Origin of the sequence: Paenibacillus rhizophilus (assembly GCF_003854965.1) — a bacterium.
Lineage (GTDB): Bacteria > Bacillota > Bacilli > Paenibacillales > Paenibacillaceae > Paenibacillus_AQ > Paenibacillus_AQ rhizophilus.
Window position 1 is genome coordinate 37648 of record NZ_RQPI01000021.1, and the last position, 23103, is coordinate 60750.

A 23103-nucleotide genomic window follows, 5' to 3' on the forward strand; every position below is an offset into this window, starting at 1 on the left:
AAGGAAATATCGCCGCAACCGGGAATATTGGCGTTAAATCAATAAAAGCACAGCGGCTCGAAATCCTTCGAGCCGCTGTGCTTTTTGCATAATGCCGCTTACTTCCGCCTTGAATCAAAATAATAGGCGATGCCGTCAAGGATTCGCTCCAATCCGAAGTCGAAGTCGTTGCCCACGGTATTCTCCTCTTCATTCTCTCCGGTATAAGCGCCGGACATGACAACCGGATACAAATTCGGAAACTGGTCCGGCTTAATCAGACCTTTAAGCGCTGCGGTGTAATCCAGCCCGCTGAATTCACCGGGACGGGCGCCCGCCTGAATGGCCAGATCCATATCCCGCTGGATAAGTCCGCTGGACCGCGCATAGCTGCTGAGCAAGAGAACGATGGACATCTTTTCATAATCATTCAGGGGAAAATCCCGCATCGGCCGCAGCGCCCAGTCGATCACCCGAAGATTATTCGGCATCACGGGAATCCCGCTGATCGGTAAGTCACCGAACCACGGATGGTCCCGGAATACTTGAATCGTGGCGCTCACATATTCCCGCATGCTCTCACGCCAATCCCCGTCTTTTTTCTCTGGAGGAATTGGGATGCCGCTGACCGCGTCCTGCATGAGCAGCAGAAGATCGCTTTTGCTGGGAATATACCGGTATAGAGACATTGCGGTAAAACCCAGCGCAGAGGCTACCCGATTCATGGAAACGGCGGACAGCCCCTCCTTATCCGCAATGGATACCGCTGTTTCGACAATCAGGGGAATGCTGAGCTCCCGTTTCGGTCCGCGCTTGGGCGGTTCAACCAGACCCCAACTCAGCGCCGCTCCAACGGGCAGATTACCCGCTTGTTCACTGATCTTATCGTTCTTACTCATACTAATTAAGCCTCCCACGCCATAAACAGTTTACCATATAAACAGTATATCACAGGACAGCCTTGGCTATAAAATGAGCCGGAAGCTGCCTAATCATCGGCTATGCTTGTCCATGCCAATCTCAGAAAAGATCCCTCACCGGCTTCAGCTCCGTCTGCGCCTCCACAACCTGTAACCTTTCCTGACCGCTTCCAGCACCGTGTCCGGAACCGGAAACACCCCGAGGGAGGCTACCGGCCGGTACAGGCGGCTGTATGCTTTTTTGAAATCGTCCCACATGGTGCAGTCTTCCTGCTTCAGAAAATCCGAGATGTCCACAATCAGGCCGCGCCCGTCCCCCAGCATTACATTTTTGGCGTGGACATCATGGGGGTGAAGCCCCCGTGAAACCGCATATTTCAAGGCCTCATCAATGTCGCGGATGGCCTGATCAGTAATGGAAATTCCCCTTTTGATGCAGTCGTAGAAGGTAACTCCCCTAAGCCGCTTGAGCAGGAGAAAATCAGGTCCGGCATGATAAAGCACCGAATAGGCGGGGTGAGCGCCGAGACGCCGGTAAACCTCCGCTTCTTCCGCAAGGCCCGGTCTTCCGGGCGCATACACCTTCACCGCATATTCCTCGTAATCGGGATGGAAGAGTACCGCCGCATAATTCCCCGATCCCAGCAGCACCCATGGCCCCGGAACATTTCGGACCTTGATCGGGTCCTCCGGTTGAACGCTCTCCAAGACCAAATGCTTTAGCAGTTCCTCCTTTATGGCTTCCAGCAGCTTCTCCATGCCTTACCCCCTGCGGCTTCATTCGACAATTTCACTGCCTCGGTTCTGCATTCAGGCAGGCTTCTTATGACTCCAGTTTAAGGCATAACGCGAAAAAACACATCCAAAGACTGCAAAAATGAGTCAATAGCGGAGTTTTGCGGCTTACACAAGCAAACAGGCCGGCCAAGGTTTTATCCTTGATCGGCCTGCCGATGGACGGCTCCTGACGGAACCGGGCGGAAAGCTGTATCCGCTTTATGCCAATACGCCCAGCGCGTATCCGATAATGCCTACCGCAAATAATGCAAAGATAAGAGCGATTGCGTTCACTTTCTTCTTCAGCAGCTTCATGCACAGGAAAGTCAACAGAAGAGGGAGCAGTCCCGGCATCAATTGGTCCAGGATCATTTGGACCGTAGTAATCACTTCTTTGCCGTCCGCACCCGTATATTTGGAGACTACCAGCGGCACATTGATACTGGTCCATTTGGAAACCAGTGCTCCCATGACGAAGAGTCCAAGTATGGAAGCCGATTCCGTAAGCTTGCGCAGCCGGTTGCCCGACATATCGGAAACAATCTCCGTTCCCTTCTCATAACCGTATTTCAAGCCGTACCACTTGGTCGCCAGACGGCAAACGTTGAAGAGGAGGAAGAACAGGAGCGGTCCGACAATACTGCCGGTCAGGGCGATGGAAGCTCCGAGCGCCGCGAGTACCGGACGCAAGGTTCCCCAGTAAATCGGATCGCCCACACCGGCGAGCGGACCCATCAGGCCGACTTTCACACCGCTTATGGTAGCGTTATCAATTTCCTGCCCGTTGGCCTTTTGCTCTTCCATTGCGGCCGTTACCCCCATAATCGGGGCTGAAATAAACGGCTGCGTGTTGAAGAACTCCAGATGTCGCTTCAAAGCTTCTTTTTGATCTTCTTTCTTGCTGTAAAGCCGTTTGATTGCCGGGATCAGCGTGACGCAGAAGCCGATCGACTGCATCCGTTCAAAGTTGAACGATCCGAGCAGAAACCAAGAGCGAACAAACATGCTGTTTAAATCTTTTTTCGTTAATTTCTTTTCTTCCATTGTATAATCCCCTCTTTCTTTGGAAGCTTGCTACAGCTCATCGATTTCTTCCACCGCCGCGCTCTGCGCGTTATATTTCGGATTCAATTGGATGTACAGAATGGCCAGAACCGCGCCCACAATACCGAAGCCGACCAGGTTGATGCCCGTAAAGGCGGCAACGACGAAACCGAGGAAGAAGAAAGGCATCAGGTATTTGGCGGACATCATATTGATAACCATGGCATAACCGACGACGACGATAAATCCGCCCGCAATTTGCAGACCTCTCGTTACGACCTCCGGAATAGAATCCAACAGGCTCGTAACAAGCCCGGTTTCGGCTGCAACCGCTACCAGAACAGCCGGCAGCGCGACGCGCAAACCTTGAAGTAGCAGCGCTATAAAGTGACATAGCTCAATTCCCTTAAAATTCGATGACTCCGCGTATTTATCCGCCAAATGCTGGAAGAATACGGTGATCGTCCGGACAAAAATAGTAAGCACCTGGCCTGCGGCCGCAATCGGTATGGCGACAGCAATACCGGCGCCTATCGACTGATGCCCTACGATAACAAGGATCGTAGATACCACACTCGCGAGCGCGGCGTCGGGAGCCATGGATGCGCCGACGTTCATCCAGCCCAGCGCCATCAGTTCCAATGTGCCGCCAAGAATAATCCCTGTCTTGATATCGCCAAGGACCAGACCGATCAGCGTACATGCAATCAGTGGCCGATGCGTCTGTCCTTCGTCGAGTACGCTGCCCATTCCGCATATGGCCGCAACCAGCGCTACCATTACGATTTCAAAAGTACTCATGTTATAACCCCTCTCTTATTTCCTCGACTATAAATTCTGAATCTTGGATATCAGATTCACCTTCGGATCGCTGGCGACTTTTCTGATCTCCAATTCGATTCCCTTTTCATGAAGCTTGCGGAAAGCATCGACGTCCTGCTTGTCGACGGATACTGCTCCTGTAATCTGTGTCTTGCCTTCCTTGTAGCACATGCCGCCGACATTCACCGACTTGAAAGGCACCCCTCCTTCTACCACCCGCACTACGTCTGTCGGATTGGTAAAGAGGAACAAGGTCTTGAAATCGGCATACTTCGGATTGTTATAAGCCTCGATCGCTTTGTCGATGGTAACGACGTAAGCCTTGATCCCCGGGGGAGACACTTGCAGCAGCAGGGTTTTCCGCAATGTATCCGCTGCCACTTCATCGCTGACCGCGATAATCTTGTTGCACTTCGTTTCTTTCACCCATACCGTTGCCACTTGGCCATGAATCAGACGGTCATCAATCCGAACAAATGAAATTTCCATCTTACAACTCCTCCTCTGCTTGACTGTTTCTAATGCTGCGGAACGATTTCATTGAATCACAACCTGCGTTGATCGCCAGCTGAGCCAATCCTTCCAGGTGCTCCGATGAACGGTTGACCAGAACATCAACAACCATGGGCAGGTTCACTCCGGATACAATATCTATGTTCTCATAACCGGCCGCAATCCGGCTGGCGGCATTGTACGGGCTTCCGCCGAACAAATCAACAAGAAAAATAGCACCGTCGCTCCAATCAAGCGTTTCCAAAGCTGCTTTGAATTTATCGACAAGCCCGCTGACGCTCTCACCGGGTTCAAAAGTAACTCCCGCTACATTCTCCAGCTCTCCGTAAACCATGGACGTCGACCTCAGCAGCTCTTCCGAAAATTTCCCATGTGTGCCAACAATAACTCCAATCATTTACTTCACCTCCTTGAATTGCCCTTCGTCCATATTAAATATGCAAGACCCGTGCCAAACTTCTGTATAACCCCAAAAAAATTTGAGAAACAAAAAATCCCCGACTGTATCAGGGATTTTCGCTCTTTTGAAAACGCATGTTTTTGTTCTATTTTTAATCTGTCATACACTAATGAAAACGCTTCATACTCTTGACTTCTATAATGGAGCCATTTTATATACATCGCCCAACATTTCACAAATATAATATTTTTCATCGTCGGACAGAGTCAAATTAATACCTGAGGCGAATATGCCGCAAGCGCGGTTCACCGCATCCATGATATGAGAATCGAGCATCTCCGTCTCCCCGCGGTAAACCAGCCCGTCATGTATGACCATCCGCTCCAGCGCGTGGGCCGTATGGATGGCAATTTGGACTTTCATCGCATATTCGAAATCGGTCTGCAGTTCCCGTTCAAGCTCCTGAACAAATCTCATCAAGGTTCCCAATATTTTGTGCGGATTCAGATACGTCAGGAATTCCTTCAGGCTGTCTTCGCATAAATCCTTGATGACCACACTCTCATTGGTCTGTGCGACAGGAAACTCATTGTGCAGCAGCAGTTCTCTCAGCAGCTCTTCGCCGCTTGCGTCAATCAGCTGTTCCAAAGGAATGAACGGAACGCCCCGGTCGCTAGGCCGCTTTACTCCAATAACGGCCAGAACGCTTTGCTTGGCCTGCAGCTCTTTGACCACTTTGTCCAGTTCCTTGATCTTCGCCGGAATCACCGTCATTTTCTTCTCCGTAAGATCGTAAACGATTTTCTCCACAAATTCCTTAACCTTGATCGCGGCACCTTTGCCGGAGGAGCAGACCGTGACGATGACCTTGTTATCCAATATGGCGTTTACCGAAGCTTCCATATTGTTGTAACCTCTGAAATCCTTCAGCGACCGGTAAATATCCTCAAGCTCCATATCGAGTATGCTGGCCTTTCGCACAGCCTCAAGGGTAAGCGGCGTGGACACCATGTCGATCGTCTTGACCTTGATTCCGACCCGTTCCATAATGGTTGCTTCGAAACTCAGCAGGGAGCCCATATCCACCAGCATCAGGACGCCCCTGCCGCTGTCGATGCTCTTTACCTTGTCGATAATAATCTCCAAAATTTCTCTTGGGCTGACATCAAGCGGCATATCAACCGCGCAAATATTCGAACTGCCGAGCAGACTGTCGACAACGCCGACGATGCTGCTCGCCGTACTGTTGCCATGCGCCGCGACGATTATTCCCACATTGCCCTGCCGTTCCTCCTCCACCGATTTGAGCAGGATCGCCACATACGTAATTTCGGCTCCGGGCACGTCTATCCCGAATCTGGCTTCGATCATGTCCTTGATAGTCAGGGCCACTCTGTATTCTTCATCATTCTGGTTAACGGGATCATAGACGGGCTTGCCGCCGTATTTCTTCTCCCGGATTCGCTTGAGGAAAGCGCTCAGATGAAGACTAAAGGCATAGACGAACCGTTCGCTGCATTTTCGGTCAAGCTCCTCCTCGACCAGCAGCTTGACCTCCTCGGCAAATTCAAGGACTTCATTGTCCACGATTTTCAGGATTCGTTCCCTGCTGCCTTTCAGGTTGTAGAACCGGTTATAGAAGCTTTTGATATGGATGTTGACGTCCGTAGTGATGAATCTGTTGATGTAGCTGTCGTCGAGGCCTTCATCCTTGAGCAGGCTTATTTTGTCTTCAATTAGCTTGTACAGGTTGAACGGCGGTTCCAGAACGTCCTCTTCTTCCGTCGCATGGCTTCCTTCGGGCGTAATATACAGCTGGGATGCAATCGCTCCGAATTCCTCAATCTCCCTGCGGTTCTTTCCAAGGTTGAACAGACCTTCTCGGATATTCCCCGGCAGCAGTTTAAAATCGAGTATAATTTCATCCCTGTTCTCGCGGATGCTGTTCAGAAACCCTTTGGCGCAAACGAGCTGGATATTCGACTTCAGCTGCCCGATATTTCCGTAGGTAACACTGCCGATTAGCGCTTTGACAACCTCCGATTCGACCTTGATCGGCTTGTTGACGCGAAGGGCCTCGCTCTCCAGCAGATGCTTCAGAATCTGCAGCTGTTCCGCAGGCGTGCGCTCCTGCAAGGGGGGAATGTTGATTGTGATCGGGATGCGCCGGATAAAGGTCTTCAGCATGGAAGAGCCTGGGTCTTCCGTCGTAGCCGCAACAAGCAGCACATTCGCACTCCGGTTCCGCTCCGATTCGCCCAATTTGTTGTACGTATGCGTATCCATGAAGTAGAAAATCATTTCCTGGCCTTCCGGGGGCAGGCGGTGAATCTCGTCGAGAAACAGAATGCCTCCGTCCGCTTTTTCCACCAGTCCCTTTTTTTCCGAATCGGCTCCGGTAAACGCACCTTTGACATGACCGAAAATATGGGAAATCAGAAGCTGGGGATTGTTGTAATAATCCGCACAGTTGAATACGATAAAGGGAGAATCCTCGGAAAATCGCTTCATATGCTTGCCGTAGTTGTACATCAGTCTGGCAAACAGCGTCTTGCCCACTCCCGTCTGACCTACAATCAGCGTATGCAAGCCTCTCGGCGGATACAGAATGGCAGCCTTTCCCTGCTCCACCTGGTTGCGCATACTGTCCTTGAAGCCGATCAGGGAATGAAACGGATCAACCTGTTCTCCGGGCCGCAGGATCTCGTCCAGACTCCCAACCTCAATCTGCTTCTCTTTAAGTTGAATCCGGAAGAAGTCCTCGATGGTCTGCTTATGCAGAAACTTGACCGGTCTTCCCTTGATTTTGATGATATGGTCAGCGCGGAGAAGGTCGCTCAGCTCTTTGCTCACGTTGTTTCTCAGCATATTCTGATGAACGGCGATTTCCGCCGCGGTAATTCCTCCGTCGTACAGTAAATGTTCTTCGGCGAGCTTTCTCGTATTCTCCGCGATATATTCCAAAATCCTTTCAACTCTTTTCATTTGCACACCTCCAGCCCAAATCTTGTTTGCAGTAAGCGCTTACCATTATAAAATACTTTAGATATTCAGTATATATGAACCGGAAATGAATCTCTATAAAAAATGCACCCTAATAATATGTGATAGATTCGATGTGCAAATGCAACAAAAAAAGTGTAAATAAAAGCTCGATATTTAGCAGGAAACCGGTATACTATTCGCGAAATGCTCTTCTTAAATAGATAACTGACACGGTAAAGCTGCCGCTGTTTTGTTCCCGAAGGAGCTGTGACGGATCGATGATACGATTCGGATTGAAACAAGAACAGGCATTGAAGCTGACAATGACGCCCGAATTGCGGCAGGCCATCCAAATCCTGCAGTATTCTTCGGCCGATCTGATGTCCTACTTACGCGAACAGGCGAATGAAAATCCGGTAATTGATCTGCAGGAATACGATATATCGATATCGGGCGCAAGCAGCCGGCAGGAACAAACAAGAGATGAATATTCCAAGTCAAAAAGCGTGAATCCCGTTGACCTGCTGGATTGGATCGCCGAACCGCCGGATACTCTGTATGTGTATCTGAAAGCGCAGCTTGGGCTGGTGCGCGGTCTGACCGGCACCCGGCGGAAGACGGCGTTATATCTTATCGGCAATCTGGATGAAAAAGGCTATCTGGAGACGGACGCCCGGGAGGCCGCCGTGCTGTTGGGCATCCCCGTAGGTGAGGTCCTGGACGCCCTCGCGCTGGTGCAGAGTTTCGAACCGTCGGGAATAGCCGCCCGCAGTCTGGATGAATGCCTTCTTCTGCAGCTTCGGCGCAGCGGTGAGGAAGATACGCTTGCCGTATCAATGGTGCAGCGCCATTTGACTGATATGGCATGCAATCGGTTGCAAAAAATGTCGGATGCGCTCGGGGCCAGCATTGCCGAGATCCAGGAAACAGCCGACCGGATACGCCGGCTGAATCCGTCTCCAGGCTCGGTGTTTGCCCATAACGAGCACCGGTACATCATTGCGGATATAACGGTTGAGAAATCGGACGGCGGGTACCTGGTCCGGCTGAGCGACCTCGGTTCTCCGCAGGTCTCGGTTAATCCCTATTACGGGCAAATGCTGCAGGAACTCCCCAATCAGGAGGAAGCCCGCCAGTTTATCCATGACAAGTTCAATACGGCCTCCTGGCTCATCAAAAGCCTGGAACAGCGCCGGCAGACCCTGACGCGCGTCGCCGAGGCCATCGTGGAAATGCAGCGCGATTTTTTTGATGAGGGCATTCATGGACTTAAACCGCTTACCCAAAAAGAAATCGCAGAAAAGACCGGCCTGCATGAATCCACGGTCAGCCGGGCGGTCAGCAATAAATACATGCAGACGCCACGCGGTCTATTCGAATTGAAATATTTCTTCACCTCCGCTCTCGCCGCGGCGGACGGTGAGTCCGCTTCCTCGGAGAGCGCCAAAAGGCGCATCAAGCAGTTGATTGATGACGAGGATAAGCGCAAGCCGCTGGCGGATCAGTCGATTGCTGAACTGTTAGCAAAAGAAGGTCTGGAGATTTCCCGCAGGACCGTGGCCAAATACCGGGAAGAAATGCGGATTCTGTCTTCCGCCAAGAGAAAACGGTTTTGAAATTCTGGCATGTTCTCCAATTTGTAATATTTTGCGCGCCTGCTTGTCTGAATACTTTTTAAGTTAGGAAAAATGCCTCCACTGCCACTTATTATTCGAAAAAATGTCCAATCCCGATCCAATCCATGTAATATTTATTGACATACTCATCTTGAAATGTTTCTCCATTTTTCTGAAAACATGATATTTGTCAATTATTTTATTGGCCGGTATTGGTATATTATTAGAAAAATTTTAGGCATGTGGAGGGAATACCGATGTATTATGTACAAGAAATCGCATCCGAAATATTTTGGGTGGGCGGAACCGACAAAAGACTGGAACGCTTCGAGAATATGTTCCCGCTGCCCCAAGGGGTTGCCTATAATTCTCATTTGATTATGGACGAAAAGACCGCGCTTATGGACACGGTGGATTCCGCGATCAGCGCCCAGTTTCTGGAGAATATCGAGCATGTGCTGAATGGCCGTTCCCTGGATTACCTGGTTGTGGGGCATATGGAGCCCGACCACTGCGCCAATATCGAAGAATTGCTGCGCCGCTATCCGGATCTGAAAATCGTCGGCAACAAAAAGACGTTCCAGTTCATGGAGCAATTCTACACGTTCAGCAAACCCGACAATTACCTCATCGTCAAAGAGGGGGACGAGCTTCCGCTCGGCAAACGCACTCTCCGCTTCTTCATGGCTCCTTTCGTTCACTGGCCGGAGGTCATGTTCTCGTATGAAGTTTCGGAGAAGATTCTGTTCTCCGCCGACGCCTTCGGCTGTTTCGGCTCGCTTTCGGGAAATATTTTTGCCGATCAGACGGATTTTGAAGGAGTATACCTCGATGAGTCCCGCCGCTATTATTCCAACATTGTCGGCAAATATGGGCCTCAGGTGCAGACGGTGCTGAAAAAGCTGGCCAAGCTGGAGATCGAGATGATCGTTCCGCTGCACGGCCCGATTTGGCGCGAGAACCTGTCCTATATCATCGACAAGTATCAGCAATGGAGCACCTATCAGCCGGAAAAGAAAGGCGTTGTTCTGGCCTATGCCTCCATGTACGGCAATACGGAAAATGCAATGAACCTGATCGCGGGCAAGCTTGCAGCCAAGGGAGTTCAGGACATCCGCATGTACGATGTGTCCAAAACCCATCCGTCCTATATTATCGCGGATGCCTGGAAGTTCAGCCATCTCGTATTCGGTTCTCCGACTTATAATCTCGGATTGTATCATGGTATGCAGGCACTGCTTCATGAGATGGCATCTTTGAACCTGCAGAACCGCAAAGTGTCCCTGGTCGGCAACTATACCTGGGCGAATGCAGCAGTCAGAGACATGACGGAAATTCTGGAGAGCATGAAGAAAATCGAGTTCATCGGCGAGCCGTTTGAAATCCATTCCGCGATTAAGCCGGAGCAGCTGCCGGAACTGGACCAATTGGTGGAGGCTATCTACGCTTCCCTGAATGCCGATTCGGCGGAATTGGTCGCTGAAGGCGCCGGAACAAGCGCGCGGTAATAAGCGGGTAATTGATCAAGCTTGGCTTTTCCTCACAAAAAAGCTGCCTCAAACGTCATGGGACTGACCCCAGTCCCAATAACTTGAGAGCAGCTTTTTTATTTTGGTAAATAAACAATCCGAAATGGGACCGTACGCCCTTGTTCATGTATTTTCCGTAAAGTAAAATGGACAACGTGTCTATACATACATAATATGGAAGAAGGAATGAGGATGAGTTCAACCATTACTTACTCCCGGCTTCTGCTGTCCGGGCTGATGCTTGGCGGTCTGCTGGCAGGCTGCACGGACCAGGAACAATCGGGACCAAACACGGAAGACAAACAGCCTGTTCAGGGGGCTCAGGCCAAAACGGTACACTGGTCCTATGAGGGAGCGACTTCTCCTGAACATTGGAGCGAGCTCGGCGATGAGTTCAAGACCTGCGAACTCGGGAAGCAGCAATCGCCGATAGATATTGAGGACGATGCTGTGGAGAAAGACAGCAATCTTTCACCGGTTAAAGTCAATTATTCTCCCTCGGATGTGTCTCTCGTCAATAACGGCCATACCATTCAGGTAAGCGTTAAAGGGGAGAACAACGTTATCGTTCTGGAGGGAAAGACCTACAAGCTGAAACAGTTTCACTTTCATTTGCCAAGTGAGCATGAAGTAGGCGGCAAGCACGGTGAGATGGAATTGCATTTGGTTCACCAGAGCGCAGACGGGGATTTTGCGGTGCTGGGTGCTCTGATTAACAGCGGAACGGAGAACGCGGAACTGAACAAGCTGTGGTCCCGGCTCCCTAAAGAAGAGAACGAAAAGGCGACGGTGATCGAGGGAAAGTTCGATCTGAATGCTCTGCTTCCGGGAGATCTCCATTCTTACCGCTATCAAGGTTCATTGACAACACCGCCGTGCAGCGAGGGGGTGCAGTGGATCGTCCTGAAGCAGCCGGTGGAATGGTCCGAAGACCAGATCGCCGCGTTCCGAAACATTTTCCCACATGATAACCGCCCGGTCCAGCCGCTTGACGGCCGCAAACTTGAGACGGAAGGGTAAGCGCCGGAATAAACAAAAGACCGTATTCCTGGGTAAGGGCACGGTCTTTTGTAACTTAAACTTCCACCCCGTTTAATCGTCTGCTCAAACCGCCCGGACCGCCTTTTGACTTGCGCATATCATCGTGATCCGGCCGGACGGCTTCGGCAGCAGGCTTTATTATTTCCGCTTCGGCTTGTTGTACCCTTTGTCCCCGAAGGGCTGAAGCTTCTCAATCCACAACTCCAAAAGGGCATCCACCTCTTCTTGGTAATCTTTTAATTCGGAAATATCGTTCATGGTTTCTTCACGGGGCTTGATCTGATCCAGTTCCTCAAATACGAAGCTGTCCCCGCCGCATTCCTTCCAGTCCTTCTGCAATTCATGGATCGAGTTAAGGTTCGATTGCTGCATAAAAGCAAGCCGGTTTCCGGCGCCGGTCAGATCCATGCTGCCGAGCACCAGAATTTTGCCGTTCTTTACATTCCGTATCTGGTAAACGCCCATCGGGCGAAAAGACTGCGCGTACGCCGAAGCCAGTTCTTTCTTCTTTTGTTTGTCCAGTGCCATCATTCTTCCTCACTTTCTTCTCCGGGCCGCTTAGTAGCCCATTTCCTTCAAAATAGTAGACAATGTCTTCAGACGTTCTCCGATCAGTTCGCCGTCATCGCTGAGGGCCTGGCTGAACAGCTTGATATCTTCATTGATTCTGTCGTTGTCCGTGCATACGGATACGGTCATCGCATCTCCCTGAAGGCCTACCCGGTCAATGACTGGATTCTCGGGGTCGTACAGATTCTGATACTGGTATGCCTCACGAAAATGAACCATGCTTCTCGTTACCAGAATGGCGAGATCGAGCACGCGATGCAGCGGCAGTTCCTCCGATTGTCTGGACCACTTCTCGCCGGTGTACCGCCACACTTTGGCCGAGATATCCACTTTTCCCCGGTCGTTCCACTGGGCCAGCCCGAGCGACAATCCCTTGGCGTCCGTCTGATTGGCGTATCTGCCGTCTACATTTTCATAATTCTCGGATACAATGACCGGTTTATGTTTAAGCGTTGTGGGAATTTTCATTTTTCGTTTCACCTGTTCCTTTGATCTTTTTATTTACTAATTTACTAATTTACTAAATCAGTGATAAGAGAAGAATAATTCAATCCGTGAACGAAGTCAACAAAAAGACGCCCGGGTATCCCAAGCGTCAATGCAATGCCGTCTTTAAACCTTGATCCCGGCTTTTTTCCTGATTCTTATAACTGCGCTCTTAGGGATTCTCGCGTCATGGTAAACGATGAATGCTTCGTTAAAATGCCGCAAATAATCCGATTCATGGGATTTAGGGGACAGGATGATCATTTTTCTCGACAGTTCCCGCTCATACAGCTCGAACACCTTAGATTTTCTTCCCTCATCCAGGGCGCTGTCGAATTCGTCCAGCACGATATATCCCGGCTCCGCCTGAATCGTCTTCAGCAGCGCGAGGGCGAACAGCAGCGAGCTTAGCGATTCCTCTCCGCCCGATACTCCTTTCCCGACCCGTCCTCCCCTGCCTTTCATGCCGATTTCCTCCAGAGGACCACGGTGGCCCTGCTTTCTGGCTCTGATGTTCAGATAATACTTTATATTCCCCTGCTTCATCTCCTGCATATCCCAGCTCACTTCGCCGTCAAACGAGAACAGGTCCATATAGCGGGCAAACCGGCTGCTTACCCGTTTGATTTCATAATTGGTCGTGCTGACCAGCTTCTCTTCAAGCTCGGCCAGACTTTCCTCCAGCTGGCGAAGGAGCGTGCGGGCATCCTGTACCTCCTGTTCGCCCCGCTCAAACTCCAGCTTTACCTTTTCGTAATTCTCCACCGCATTCTCGTCGACGATTTCGTTCAGAGCATGGTTTAACTGCACGAAAGCATCTTCTTTATGCGACTTTGCCTGAGCCGGAGTCCAGTCGGGGACCACCGGGAATTCCGGAGATTCCTCAAGAAGCCCGGTGTATACGGCAGACAGACGAACGGTCCAATCACCGTAAAACTGCCGCTCCGCGGCACGGTTTTCCTGGGTGACCTCCAGCCGTTCAAGCATCTCTCGTCTCTCCCCGTCCAGCACCTCCAGGGTCTTGTTTGATTCTTCGATATATTGAAGCTTCTCCCGGATTCTTCTCCTTGCCGATTCCAACGAACGGTCCAGCCGGTCGGCTTCTTCCAAGCGGTCCTGAAGCTCTCTCTCCAGCCTTTGTATCCGCTCCCCGGAAGCTTCCAGCTCTTGGCCAAGCTGCCCGAACCGCTCAATCTTCATGCTTTCAAGGTCGGCCCGCTCATAGATTTGCCGGTATCCTTCGAGAGCTTCGAGCCGGAACGCAAGCTCAGCCCCCTCCCGGATCTGTCTCTGTCGCTCATCGCCAGCGTTGTTCCGGATCTCTGTCCATTTCTTCCGCTCGCCGGTCTTCCGGTCCAGTTCGCGCTTTCTCAAATCCCGCTCGGCAACAGCACCCACAACCGCTTCCGCTTCCTTAATGAGCTGGTGCACCGAACGGACTAGACCCAGACGTTCTTCGCATTCCGACAGGTCATGGCGGGCGGCTTCAAGCTGAAGCTCCAGCTTTTCCAGCTCTTCGGCGGCACGTTTCGCCCGCAGCTTGATTCCGCGCGGATTAAGTATCCACCGTCTCTCCTCCTGCGGGCCTCTCCGGCCCAAGGAATCGACAAGCTGACCGTTCTCCAGCCGAGGCTTTGAAGAGCCGGAGGCAATCATCCCGACCCACCATAATGCTTTTTGAGCCGCGGCGTAAGTCTGGTCGTCAAGCTCCTTTCTCACCCGAAGTCCGAGGTACGGCAGCTCATTCGCCGTTCTTTCCGGCACAACCGCCGGCAGCTCCACATGATAAATATCCGTCGGAGGCGCAAAACCCTTCGCATCCACAAACAGCGTGTACTTGATGGACTCAAGCTGTTCCTCCCGCTCCAGCGGAATTTGCTCATCCATTTCCAGCAGATCGCGCAGGGTATAGACGGCGATGCCCCTTCCGCGCAGCCGGCGGATGGACGCCTCCTGTCTCAAACTGTACATTCCGTTACTCTTGGTCAACGACTCCAACTCGTCCGTCAGCGACTGAATGCTCCGCTCCAGTTCGCGCTCGCTGTCGCGCAGGGAAGACCGCCGGATTTCCAGACTGTCCGTTTCACGTTCAAGCGCGGCGCTGCCGCCGTACTGGGCAAGCATTTTCTTGGCGTCGCCAAGCCTCCGGAAGTCCTCCTCAAGCGTGTAATTCAGCTCCCCGATCTCTTCGGCCAGCCAATCCAGATGCGTCTGCGCCTCCTGATATGCCTCGTCCGTCTCCCGGCCCTTCGCTTCCTTCTCCCGCAGCTCTGTACGGCCCTGCTCCAGCCTAGCGTCAACCTCGGCTTTGGAATAGGGTATTGCCCTTATCTCTTTGTCCAGTTCTTTGAGAATATCTTCAAGCTGCCGGTACTCCCCGTTCAACTGCTCACGCAAGGCGCGTTCTTCCGCCGCTTTGCCTTCCAATTCCTCTATCAGCCGGTTCAGCTCTTCCATGCGCCGCGTTCTTTCCTCAAGCTCCCGCCGATGTCCCTCATGCTCCTCCTCCAGCTGCATCCGGCGGTCCCGCTCGGCCTCATGGCGCTGTTCAAGCTCGTCCATCCGCTCCTTCAGAAGCTCCTGCTCTTTGCCGTACAGCCGCTCAAGCGCGGCCGAGGCGGTCAATACATTCCCGAGCCCCAGCCTGCGCCGCCCGTTCCGGCTGAGCAGCCGGTCCCGCTCCTGCTGCCAGTTGCCCAAGTTCAGCTTGTGGGAATGCTGGTTACTTTCCGCTGTCTGGAGCGCGGAAAGCGCGTCTTTTCTATCCTCCTTCACTTTTTCCCAGTTATGCTGTATCCGCTCTATGCCGGTCATCTCGCTGAAAATACGGAAGCGCTCCTCCGGCCGCATCACGGCGAACTGGTTCACATCCTGCTGATACCAGATCAGGTAAAAAGCATCGGGGTCCACTTTATATTTGTGCCGGAGCTGATGACGGTACTCATGTAGATGGTTCGTTTCGTCTCCCGGCGTATAGCGGGTTTCTTCCTTCCAATTCCACGGCTCATCTCCCTCGCAAATATAATATTCCTTTCGCAGGGGATCGCCGGGCTTCTGCTCCAGATTCAGCCGGAAACCGATGTAAGGCGCGGCGTCGACGGAACGGGCTCCGGTATTGGCAAAAACCAGCTGAATCGTCGCTCTCCACATTCGGTCCGGCGGCAAATTACGCGAACGCAGTCCCTCCAGGTCGACTTTGGAAGAGGCCAGCACCGCCCCCAGACAGAATGTGATCGTCGACTTCCCCGAGCCGTTCGGCCCCCCGATCAGCACATGGTCTTCGGGTCCCCCCCATTCCAGCCGGGTATCGGTAAAATCGCGGATGCCGCTAAACTCCAGCGCCCAAGGGTTCAAACTCCCTCACCTGCCTCGAGATTATAACGTTTGAAAAATTTCAGCACATCCTCCATATTCAACTGCTGGGAATGGCTGAATTCCGCGAAGCGTTTTAAATAGGAATCCGAGAACAGACGAGCCCCGATCGCGGTCAATGTATAGGCTTCCTCTTCCGATGGATTCTCATATCTGGACACGGCGCCCAGCTTGATAAGCGTATCCAAGTTCGCAAGTATTTTCCGTCTTACATCGAGCGACTCATGCCCGAACGCCTCAAGCAGCTGGGTGAACAAGGTGAAATCGTTCTGGAGCACTTCCTGGTGGTAAAAAATAAACATCAGCAGAGCCAGACTTTCAGATGACAACAGCTCTCTCGCCTGTCTGGCAGGCACATGAATCAGCACGACGGCACGGTCTCGCCGATGGTCATAAACAAGCCTGTAATAGCGGGCGACCGACTGATTTACTCTTTTTATAAAAGAAATAAATCCCTGGTCATCCCCCTGCTCCAGCTTCAGAATCTTCATGACCTCGCGCCGGGACAAGCCAAAGCTGTCGCTGCGGACCGCTGCCGATGACGAGAACATAATCTGCACGAACGCATATTCCTCATCGGGACTGAGCACCGCGGGCAACCGTTCCATCGCTCCCAGCGGCAGGCTGCCGTATGGGCTCTCCAGTTCTTCTAACGACATCATTTTCTCCCCCTTTGTTCATAAGCTGCCACCCCGCCTGCGCACCCAGCGCCTGCGAATCCCCGGTACCGTCTTCTCTCCTTTCAATCGCCGCCCGCTGACCTCCCACTAGAGCGGAAACGGCCAGAAGCGCGTTCAAGGCATCGCTCCAGTTCTCCGAACCCGCCTCCAGTACAAGCTTCTCAAGCCCAACAACCTCCCGTTCCTGCAAAATCCTCTCCGCTTCATCCGTCCGAATCCGCTCTTTGGTCAACTGCCATTCGATCTGCGCCAAATGAAGTCCGATTTCCTCTTCGGTCCATTCTTCGGCCCCCGCGTATTCCGGCTCCAGCCGCTCGAGGATCGGCTCTGTGGAAGGCACATAGCCTTCAAGATAGCTTACGGTATCCGCCAACTGAAGATTGGACACGGGGGAAGCGAACTGCACGGGTACCCACATGCCGTCCATCCGTTCTCCGGGGACGCGGTCCTGCTCCAGAAAGCTCAATATTTCATGGCCGTTCGGCAGTTCGGAATCGGCGGTTTTGTAGAAGGATTGGATAATGAACCGGCGAATGGCTTGCGGAGAAATCTCGGACCTGATCTCGGTCTGCTGCAAGTGGGCGAAATGGAGAAACTTATTCAGCATGCTCAACGATACGTTCGTTCCTTCCAGCATGATTTCCTTTCCCTGTTTGAGCAATGGAGCCAAAGAGCCGCCTTCTTCAAAATCGGTAAATGGGCCCAGCCTTTCATTCATACGCACGTTCAGCTCCTGCATCAAATCCACGATCATCCGGATCTGCGGAAGAGCGTTCCGGTCGGCGAGCAGCTCGAGCTGCCGCTCTTTCAGCTTGTCGACGGCATCCGCGGCATTGCGGATCATGCTGGCAAGCCGGTTGCCTCCCGAAATCCCCTTGTCGTCGTAAGCTTCGCTGAGATCCGCATCCCTTCTTGCCTGGAACAAAGACCGGGCCACATCATCCTGCATATAGTAAGCCAGTGAATCGTTTGCCAGGCGGATCAGCATATCCATCATCCGTTTGCCGACATCCATCATCGTAAGTCTCCGCTTGCCGCGAATGATCCAGTTATATTTCTGCAAAACATTCAACAGGCGGTCCATGCGAATGCCCGACTCGTATCCGTACCTGTTCCTAAACCGGTAAAATAGAGCATTGGCATCCGAAAGCGGCTCATCCAGCCCCAACGCTTCCTGCTGAATCAGGTTCAGCATTTTTAAAGTTTCCAGCACCTTCAGCGGTTCTTCGAAATATTCCCGCAGTTCGGTCAGTACACCCGCAAGCTTGACGAGATCGCGCAGCGATTCCTTTCGAAGATGATCGGGCGCCCCGTCGCCAAAGATAGAGATCAGATTATCATTCATAGGTTCCAACTGTACGTATCCCCCATTTCCGCTTCCTGTTCGTCCTCCAGGCTCAGCTTGATCGCCCCCGAAACCTCTAGAAATACAGCAGAGTTCGAGCTTTACTGCCATATCCTCTATAAAATTCCATAAAGACTGCCGGTTTTCCTTCCCGTTCTAGCGGTTGCAAGGCAATATTCCGATCTTCCGATGCATGACCCCTACCGTTGAAGCAATGATCAGAATGATTGTTGAATACTCTTGTTGTCTCGATAATAATGGAGTAGAATCAGGAAAAAAAATACATATTCACTGAAGGGAAGCATGAGCATGATCAGATTAAGCGCCCCGGATTACGCCAAGGCGGAAGAACCCTTGCAAAAGGTGAAAATCAACACGCTGTTTGCCCAAGCCGTCATACGCGGCCGTGTACCGGGAGAAGTATACGCGGATGATAGCCGCTTTCCGGCCGCCTTTTATATTGTTCATCCATCCGGAATGTCGCTGTTGTTCGGAGAAACAGACCGCCTGCCATATAACCGCAAGCTGATTGACTATGTGATAAGCGGCAAGCGTGCGAGAACTATGACTGAGTGGCTTCAGGTTACCCCGGTGCCTGGAGTTCTCTCATAGATGACAAAATCACAAAATTTACGAGAGTCAATTTCAGGTTTGACCGGATTCGCTATGAGAATGCAGTCAAGGATCGGGGCGGCCTTCGCCATGCGATTACACCCACAACTCAAGAGATATTTCTGAAATTGGAAGGGCGCGTGGCCCCGAAGTATTTCTGGAGTAATGCGGAACAGTTCGCGGAACGGGGAATCGGTTATACGCTGACGGACGGCGGCGAGGCCGCCTCGACCGCGTTTTCGGCGTTTGTAGAGGATAATCAGCTGGAAATCGGAATTGAAACGAACGAACAGCACCGGGGAAAAGGCTATGCCTCTCATGTCTGTTCGGCTCTGATTGATTATTGCCTGGAGAATGGCTTGGAACCGGTCTGGTCCTGCCGGAAAGAAAACGAAGGATCTTATTATCTGGCGCAAAAGCTGGGGTTCGTGCCAACGGTTAGCATTCCCTATTTATCGATTGGACGTGTGACGATGAAGCTCACCGGACTCCCTGTCCGGAGAGCCCGGCCCGAGCGTTCATTTTAACGGAACATTCACTTTAATGTCGAATTTCATCCTATGCCCGCTTCAGCGTTTCAATATCCAGCTTGTCCATTTGAAGCATCGCGTTCATGACTCTTCCCGCTTTTCCAGCATCCTTATCCTGCAAGAGCTCTCCCAAGACAGTGGGCACGATTTGCCAAGACAAACCGAACTTGTCCTTAAGCCAGCCGCATTTCTGCTTCTCTCCGCCTTCCGAAAGTTTCTCCCACAGCTCGTCTATCTCCTGCTGCGTTTCGCAGTTGACGAAGAAGGATACCGCCGGGGAAAAAGAAAACTGTGGACCGCCGTTGAGAGCCATAAACTCCTGTCCGTCAAGCTGGAACGTTCCCGACATTACCGTCCCCTCCGGCCAAGGTCCTTCTCCCTTGCTGCGTCTGATGTCCTTGATCCTGGAATTCTTGAAGATTGAGGTATAGAAATTCATCGCTTCTTCGGCCTTGCCGTCAAACCACAGAAAAGGGGCAATCTTTTGCATACCTTCAACTCCTTTTCCACCAATTATAGAGATTGAATGAAACCAAGTACACCGGCTAAAGAGTGAGTATTCGTCCGCTGATATCCTGTTCCCGCAGACATGGAAAAGACCGCCTCCCATTAAAAGGATGCGGTCTTTTCCCGAGTAATAAAAGCCGCTGCCCTAAACAGCGGCTGCTCCAGCGGAAGCCGGATTATCTGCCGTCCAGCAGATTGCCCAATCCGCCGAGGATGCTGCCTTCTTCCTTTCGACCTGTGCCGCGGGCTGCGGACAGAATGCGGTCGGCCATCCGGTTGAACGGCAGCGACTGAACCCATATCTTGCCCGGTCCGCGCAGCGTGGCGAAGAACAGGCCTTCTCCTCCGAACAGCGCCGACTTGATACCTTTGACCATCTCGATATTATAGTCCACCGAAGAGGTCATGGCGACAAGACAACCTGTGTCCAGCCGGATCACTTCTCCGGGCTGCAGCGTTCTCTCCATTACATAACCGCCGGAATGGACGAAGGCCAGGCCGTCGCCTTCCAGCTTCTGCATAATGAATCCTTCGCCGCCGAAGAATCCGGCGCCGAGCCGGCGTTGAAATTCAATCCCTACGGAGACGCCCTTCGCGGCGCAGAGAAAGGCGTCCTTTTGACAGACAATTTTCCCGCCATATTGAAGAAGATCGAGCGGGATAATTTTCCCCGGATACGGTGCGGCGAAGGTTACGGATTTCCGGCCATAGCCGCCGCCGTGCGTGAACACGGTCATGAACAGGCTTTCGCCGGTCAGCACTCTTTTACCTGCGCCCATCAGTTTTCCCATCAGACCGCCGCCGCCCTGTCCCGAGCCGCTGCCGTCACCGAAAATCGTCTCCATGCGGATTTCAGGGTCCATCATCATGAAGCTGCCCGCTTCCGCAATTACGCTCTCGCCGGGGTCAAGCTGAACCTCCACGCACTGCATTTCTTCACCCATAATGACATAATCGATTTCATGCGCTCCCATAATTCCAATTCCTCCTCAAGGTTAGTTCAAGGCCTCTTCCTCTTTCGGCCGTTTGAGCGTTAATACGTCCGGCAAGCCGGAGCGGTTTCACCAGAACCCGAAATTAACCTTATGCGAATAGGCGCATCCCGATTCCTCTTGACTGCTTCAACGGATGGTGGAGTTTGTCCAAGCCCTTGTAATACAGCGCTATTCTTTAGTCGTCCACAACCGGTTTGTCCCAGGAAAATAGGTAACGGTAATAGAAACGGCGTCGGATAATTGCCCCGGGCAGCATCTCATGTGCCACTATACGAATCTCGCTTAAAGACTCTTTAGGTTCTGCAATCCTAACATTCGGATCTTGCACCCCGCCATGAATTCGGTCCATAATACGGATTGGGACAACAAGAAGTCCGGATATAACAAAATCCAGAAGCGATTTATTCGCTGCTAAACCAATAATAAGGAGCCGCCCGCCAGGTGCGAGAACTTGGCGGATTTTTAACAGTGAATTTCTCAATTCCATATGGTGCAAAGTCGCTACACAGATGACCGTAGAATAACGCTCCTCCTTAGAGGGGACCGGCAATGCAAGAAAGTCTCCATTTACGAGCGACACATTTGATGATGCAGAAAGTCGCGTTTGTGCACGTGCAATGGCTTCCGGATCGGGGTCGATTCCAACAACTTGTTGAGCGAAAGGCGCGAGGCGTTGCAGCAATAATCCATCACCACACCCAATGTCGAGTACTCTTCCACCACGCACTTTTGCGTCTGTCACTAACTCATTGTGAAATGCAGTATTGTGATTCCAATATTCTACCACTGCTAGATTCCCTCCCGTACTCTTTCGATCAAAGCATGGCTCGTTCATATAACTTACGGTTCCAGCTTACGGAAAGTTCATGAGTTCCGCCGTCCAGTAGCATTTTGTTGAACTGCCCCTTCCAGATACCGCATCGTCCTGCAGCCTTCCGGATGAATGGTCCTCTCTTTTCAAGATGAACGACAAGTTGGACTTCACCAATGGCCTTGTTTCTCCTATAAATAATCTGCAAGAATCCGAAAGGCACTCTGCGTATTAAACGCCATAATTTGTTTAACTAATTCTGAGTCCGGATAACCTCTTTGAAGCAACCGGTGGGGACCAGCACTGTAGGAAATATGATGATACAACTTATAGAAAGCCATCCTATGGGGGTCCAGCTGAGTATGCTTCAAGTAGCGCCTGTAGTTGTCGAACCGGAACTCCATGAAGCTGTGTTCGTATTCAGGGTCGAAAAACAAGGCACCTTCGATATCGATCAGCCACGGACGCAGCTGATTGTCCACGAGTACATGGTTCGGTCCCAGCTCAGCATGGATAAAGCTGTAACATGATCTTGCACCGATTTTTGCAGCTAATGCTTCTATTACTTGAATAAACTTGTCATGATGCTTCCGAAATTCCGAAACATTAGCAGACAAATATTCCAGCTGCCGGCAAGCTCCTGCCAATATAGGTAAATGGCACCCGGAAGGCGCTTCCGGTATCGGTTCATTCAACTTCCCCCAGTGTTCTCTGGTTTGCTGATGCATTCGGTTCAGCATTCCGGAAAGAGGTTCGAATACTTGATTTTGAGTCCCGGGATCGGCTTGAAAGAAATCCGAGGCTTCCTTCCCTTCGATGTACTCGACAAATGCGAAATCCACCTCACCCTTGAGGCCTCCCGGTTCAAAGTGATAGAGCTCCGGTGTACGAATTTGAAGCTTCCTCAGAAAGGCGTTGACTGTTTGAAATTGTCGTCCTCCGAAGCCGGAAATGGGCTCAGGTTGTTCCTCCTGCTCCAGTTCTTCGCGAAAGTAGTTCAATCGTACATCCCAAACATACAGAACAAAGCGAAAACCATTCGAACAATAAACCGAATAAACGACTTTCTGCGCTCCGCCGCGCAGTTGCACAGCCTCCTCCGGGTAATAACCCCTTCCAAAAATTCTTTCTACCCAAACCCCGAGTTCTCCCTGTAATAAATGACTCCATCCGTCCATATTCCGCTCTCCTCCTACTTGAATTATTGCATGATCAATATAGGTGATTTGGAAAAAAAAGTATAGACTGTTTCTTGGCGATTTGTTATGATGTTGAATAAGGTCTTTGCAAAAATGTCCATACGAAAAGCCCAAGGAATTTGATTCCTGGGGCTTTTTTTGTTGAGCTCGACTCCTGCCATACACTCTATTTAAAAGATAGTTCAAACTGCAATTGATGAAGCTTTCGACTCCTCATAAGCATTTAGAACAACTTGCCCCTACTTATGATACGCTTCTACGCGCTGTCTGTAACGGCAAGTTTTAAGGTCATCCTTTGCAGGATGGCCTTCCGTAATCCAGCTATGGTCGGTGCCCCATTATTTCACTTTCTAGTACTATAACCTTTTCA

21 protein-coding genes are annotated in these 23103 nt (G+C 51.5%); 5 read left to right on the top strand and 16 right to left on the bottom strand.

Features of this window, described 5'->3' with window-relative positions:
- Positions 1-98 precede the first annotated feature (98 nt).
- The 7 genes from EH198_RS22465 to EH198_RS22495 form a co-directional block, all read right to left on the bottom strand.
- Positions 99-878, bottom strand: a complete 780-nt coding sequence (locus EH198_RS22465; RefSeq protein WP_124697758.1) for a TetR/AcrR family transcriptional regulator — start codon at positions 876-878, stop codon at positions 99-101.
- A gap of 144 nt (positions 879-1022) precedes the next feature.
- On the bottom strand, positions 1023-1658 hold the full coding sequence (locus EH198_RS22470; protein WP_124697759.1) for a serine/threonine-protein kinase: 636 nt from the start codon (positions 1656-1658) through the stop codon (positions 1023-1025).
- A gap of 237 nt (positions 1659-1895) precedes the next feature.
- On the bottom strand, positions 1896-2720 hold the full coding sequence (manZ, locus tag EH198_RS22475; protein WP_124697760.1) for a PTS mannose transporter subunit IID: 825 nt from the start codon (positions 2718-2720) through the stop codon (positions 1896-1898).
- 30 nt (positions 2721-2750) lie between these two features.
- On the bottom strand, positions 2751-3521 hold the full coding sequence (locus EH198_RS22480) for a PTS mannose/fructose/sorbose transporter subunit IIC (protein WP_124697761.1): 771 nt from the start codon (positions 3519-3521) through the stop codon (positions 2751-2753).
- 27 nt (positions 3522-3548) lie between these two features.
- The gene (locus EH198_RS22485) at positions 3549-4031 is read right to left on the bottom strand and encodes a mannose/fructose/sorbose PTS transporter subunit IIB (RefSeq protein WP_124697762.1); all 483 of its coding nucleotides are present in this window, start codon (positions 4029-4031) and stop codon (positions 3549-3551) included.
- Position 4032: 1 nt separating this feature from the next.
- Entirely contained in the window at positions 4033-4452 is a 420-nt protein-coding gene (locus tag EH198_RS22490) for a PTS sugar transporter subunit IIA (protein ID WP_124697763.1), read from the bottom strand.
- Positions 4453-4650: 198 nt separating this feature from the next.
- Positions 4651-7440 carry a sigma-54-dependent transcriptional regulator gene (locus EH198_RS22495; RefSeq protein WP_124697764.1) on the bottom strand — a complete coding sequence of 930 codons (2790 nt, stop codon included), beginning with the start codon at positions 7438-7440 and terminating at the stop codon, positions 4651-4653.
- A gap of 278 nt (positions 7441-7718) precedes the next feature.
- Between EH198_RS22495 and rpoN the strand changes: the two genes are divergently transcribed.
- From rpoN to EH198_RS22510, 3 genes are all read left to right on the top strand, one after another.
- Positions 7719-9056, top strand: a complete 1338-nt coding sequence (gene rpoN, locus EH198_RS22500) for an RNA polymerase factor sigma-54 (protein WP_124697765.1) — start codon at positions 7719-7721, stop codon at positions 9054-9056.
- A gap of 257 nt (positions 9057-9313) precedes the next feature.
- Positions 9314-10564, top strand: a complete 1251-nt coding sequence (locus tag EH198_RS22505) for an FprA family A-type flavoprotein (RefSeq protein ID WP_124697766.1) — start codon at positions 9314-9316, stop codon at positions 10562-10564.
- A 213-nt stretch (positions 10565-10777) separates the two neighbouring features.
- Positions 10778-11605 carry a carbonic anhydrase gene (locus tag EH198_RS22510; RefSeq protein WP_185703024.1) on the top strand — a complete coding sequence of 276 codons (828 nt, stop codon included), beginning with the start codon at positions 10778-10780 and terminating at the stop codon, positions 11603-11605.
- A 159-nt stretch (positions 11606-11764) separates the two neighbouring features.
- On the opposite strand, the gene EH198_RS22515 is transcribed toward EH198_RS22510, so the two are convergent.
- From EH198_RS22515 to EH198_RS22535, 5 genes are all read right to left on the bottom strand, one after another.
- Entirely contained in the window at positions 11765-12154 is a 390-nt protein-coding gene (locus EH198_RS22515) for a GIY-YIG nuclease family protein (RefSeq protein WP_124697768.1), read from the bottom strand.
- 30 nt (positions 12155-12184) lie between these two features.
- Complete coding sequence (locus EH198_RS22520; RefSeq protein WP_124697769.1) at positions 12185-12664, bottom strand: DUF6530 family protein; 480 nt, start codon at positions 12662-12664, stop codon at positions 12185-12187.
- Between the two features lie 144 nt (positions 12665-12808).
- Complete coding sequence (locus EH198_RS22525; RefSeq protein WP_124697770.1) at positions 12809-16036, bottom strand: coiled-coil domain-containing protein; 3228 nt, start codon at positions 16034-16036, stop codon at positions 12809-12811.
- Positions 16033-16716: a hypothetical protein gene (locus EH198_RS22530; protein WP_124697771.1), complete on the bottom strand. Its 684-nt coding sequence runs from the start codon at positions 16714-16716 to the stop codon at positions 16033-16035. The genes EH198_RS22525 and EH198_RS22530 overlap by 4 nt, the downstream gene beginning before the upstream one ends.
- Entirely contained in the window at positions 16628-18079 is a 1452-nt protein-coding gene (locus tag EH198_RS22535) for a hypothetical protein (RefSeq protein WP_148091529.1), read from the bottom strand. The genes EH198_RS22530 and EH198_RS22535 overlap by 89 nt, the downstream gene beginning before the upstream one ends.
- Positions 18080-18388: 309 nt before the next feature.
- Between EH198_RS22535 and EH198_RS22540 the strand changes: the two genes are divergently transcribed.
- Positions 18389-18691: a hypothetical protein gene (locus EH198_RS22540; RefSeq protein ID WP_124697773.1), complete on the top strand. Its 303-nt coding sequence runs from the start codon at positions 18389-18391 to the stop codon at positions 18689-18691.
- Positions 18652-19218, top strand: a complete 567-nt coding sequence (locus EH198_RS22545; protein ID WP_124697774.1) for a GNAT family N-acetyltransferase — start codon at positions 18652-18654, stop codon at positions 19216-19218. Before EH198_RS22540 ends, EH198_RS22545 begins: the two co-directional genes overlap by 40 nt.
- Positions 19219-19249: 31 nt before the next feature.
- On the opposite strand, the gene EH198_RS22550 is transcribed toward EH198_RS22545, so the two are convergent.
- The 4 genes from EH198_RS22550 to EH198_RS22565 form a co-directional block, all read right to left on the bottom strand.
- On the bottom strand, positions 19250-19711 hold the full coding sequence (locus EH198_RS22550; protein WP_124697775.1) for a VOC family protein: 462 nt from the start codon (positions 19709-19711) through the stop codon (positions 19250-19252).
- A gap of 193 nt (positions 19712-19904) precedes the next feature.
- Entirely contained in the window at positions 19905-20702 is a 798-nt protein-coding gene (locus EH198_RS22555; protein WP_124697776.1) for a TIGR00266 family protein, read from the bottom strand.
- A gap of 196 nt (positions 20703-20898) precedes the next feature.
- Positions 20899-21510 carry a class I SAM-dependent methyltransferase gene (locus tag EH198_RS22560; RefSeq protein ID WP_221621561.1) on the bottom strand — a complete coding sequence of 204 codons (612 nt, stop codon included), beginning with the start codon at positions 21508-21510 and terminating at the stop codon, positions 20899-20901.
- A 215-nt stretch (positions 21511-21725) separates the two neighbouring features.
- The gene (locus EH198_RS22565; protein ID WP_124697778.1) at positions 21726-22712 is read right to left on the bottom strand and encodes a phosphotransferase; all 987 of its coding nucleotides are present in this window, start codon (positions 22710-22712) and stop codon (positions 21726-21728) included.
- Positions 22713-23103: the final 391 nt, after the last annotated feature.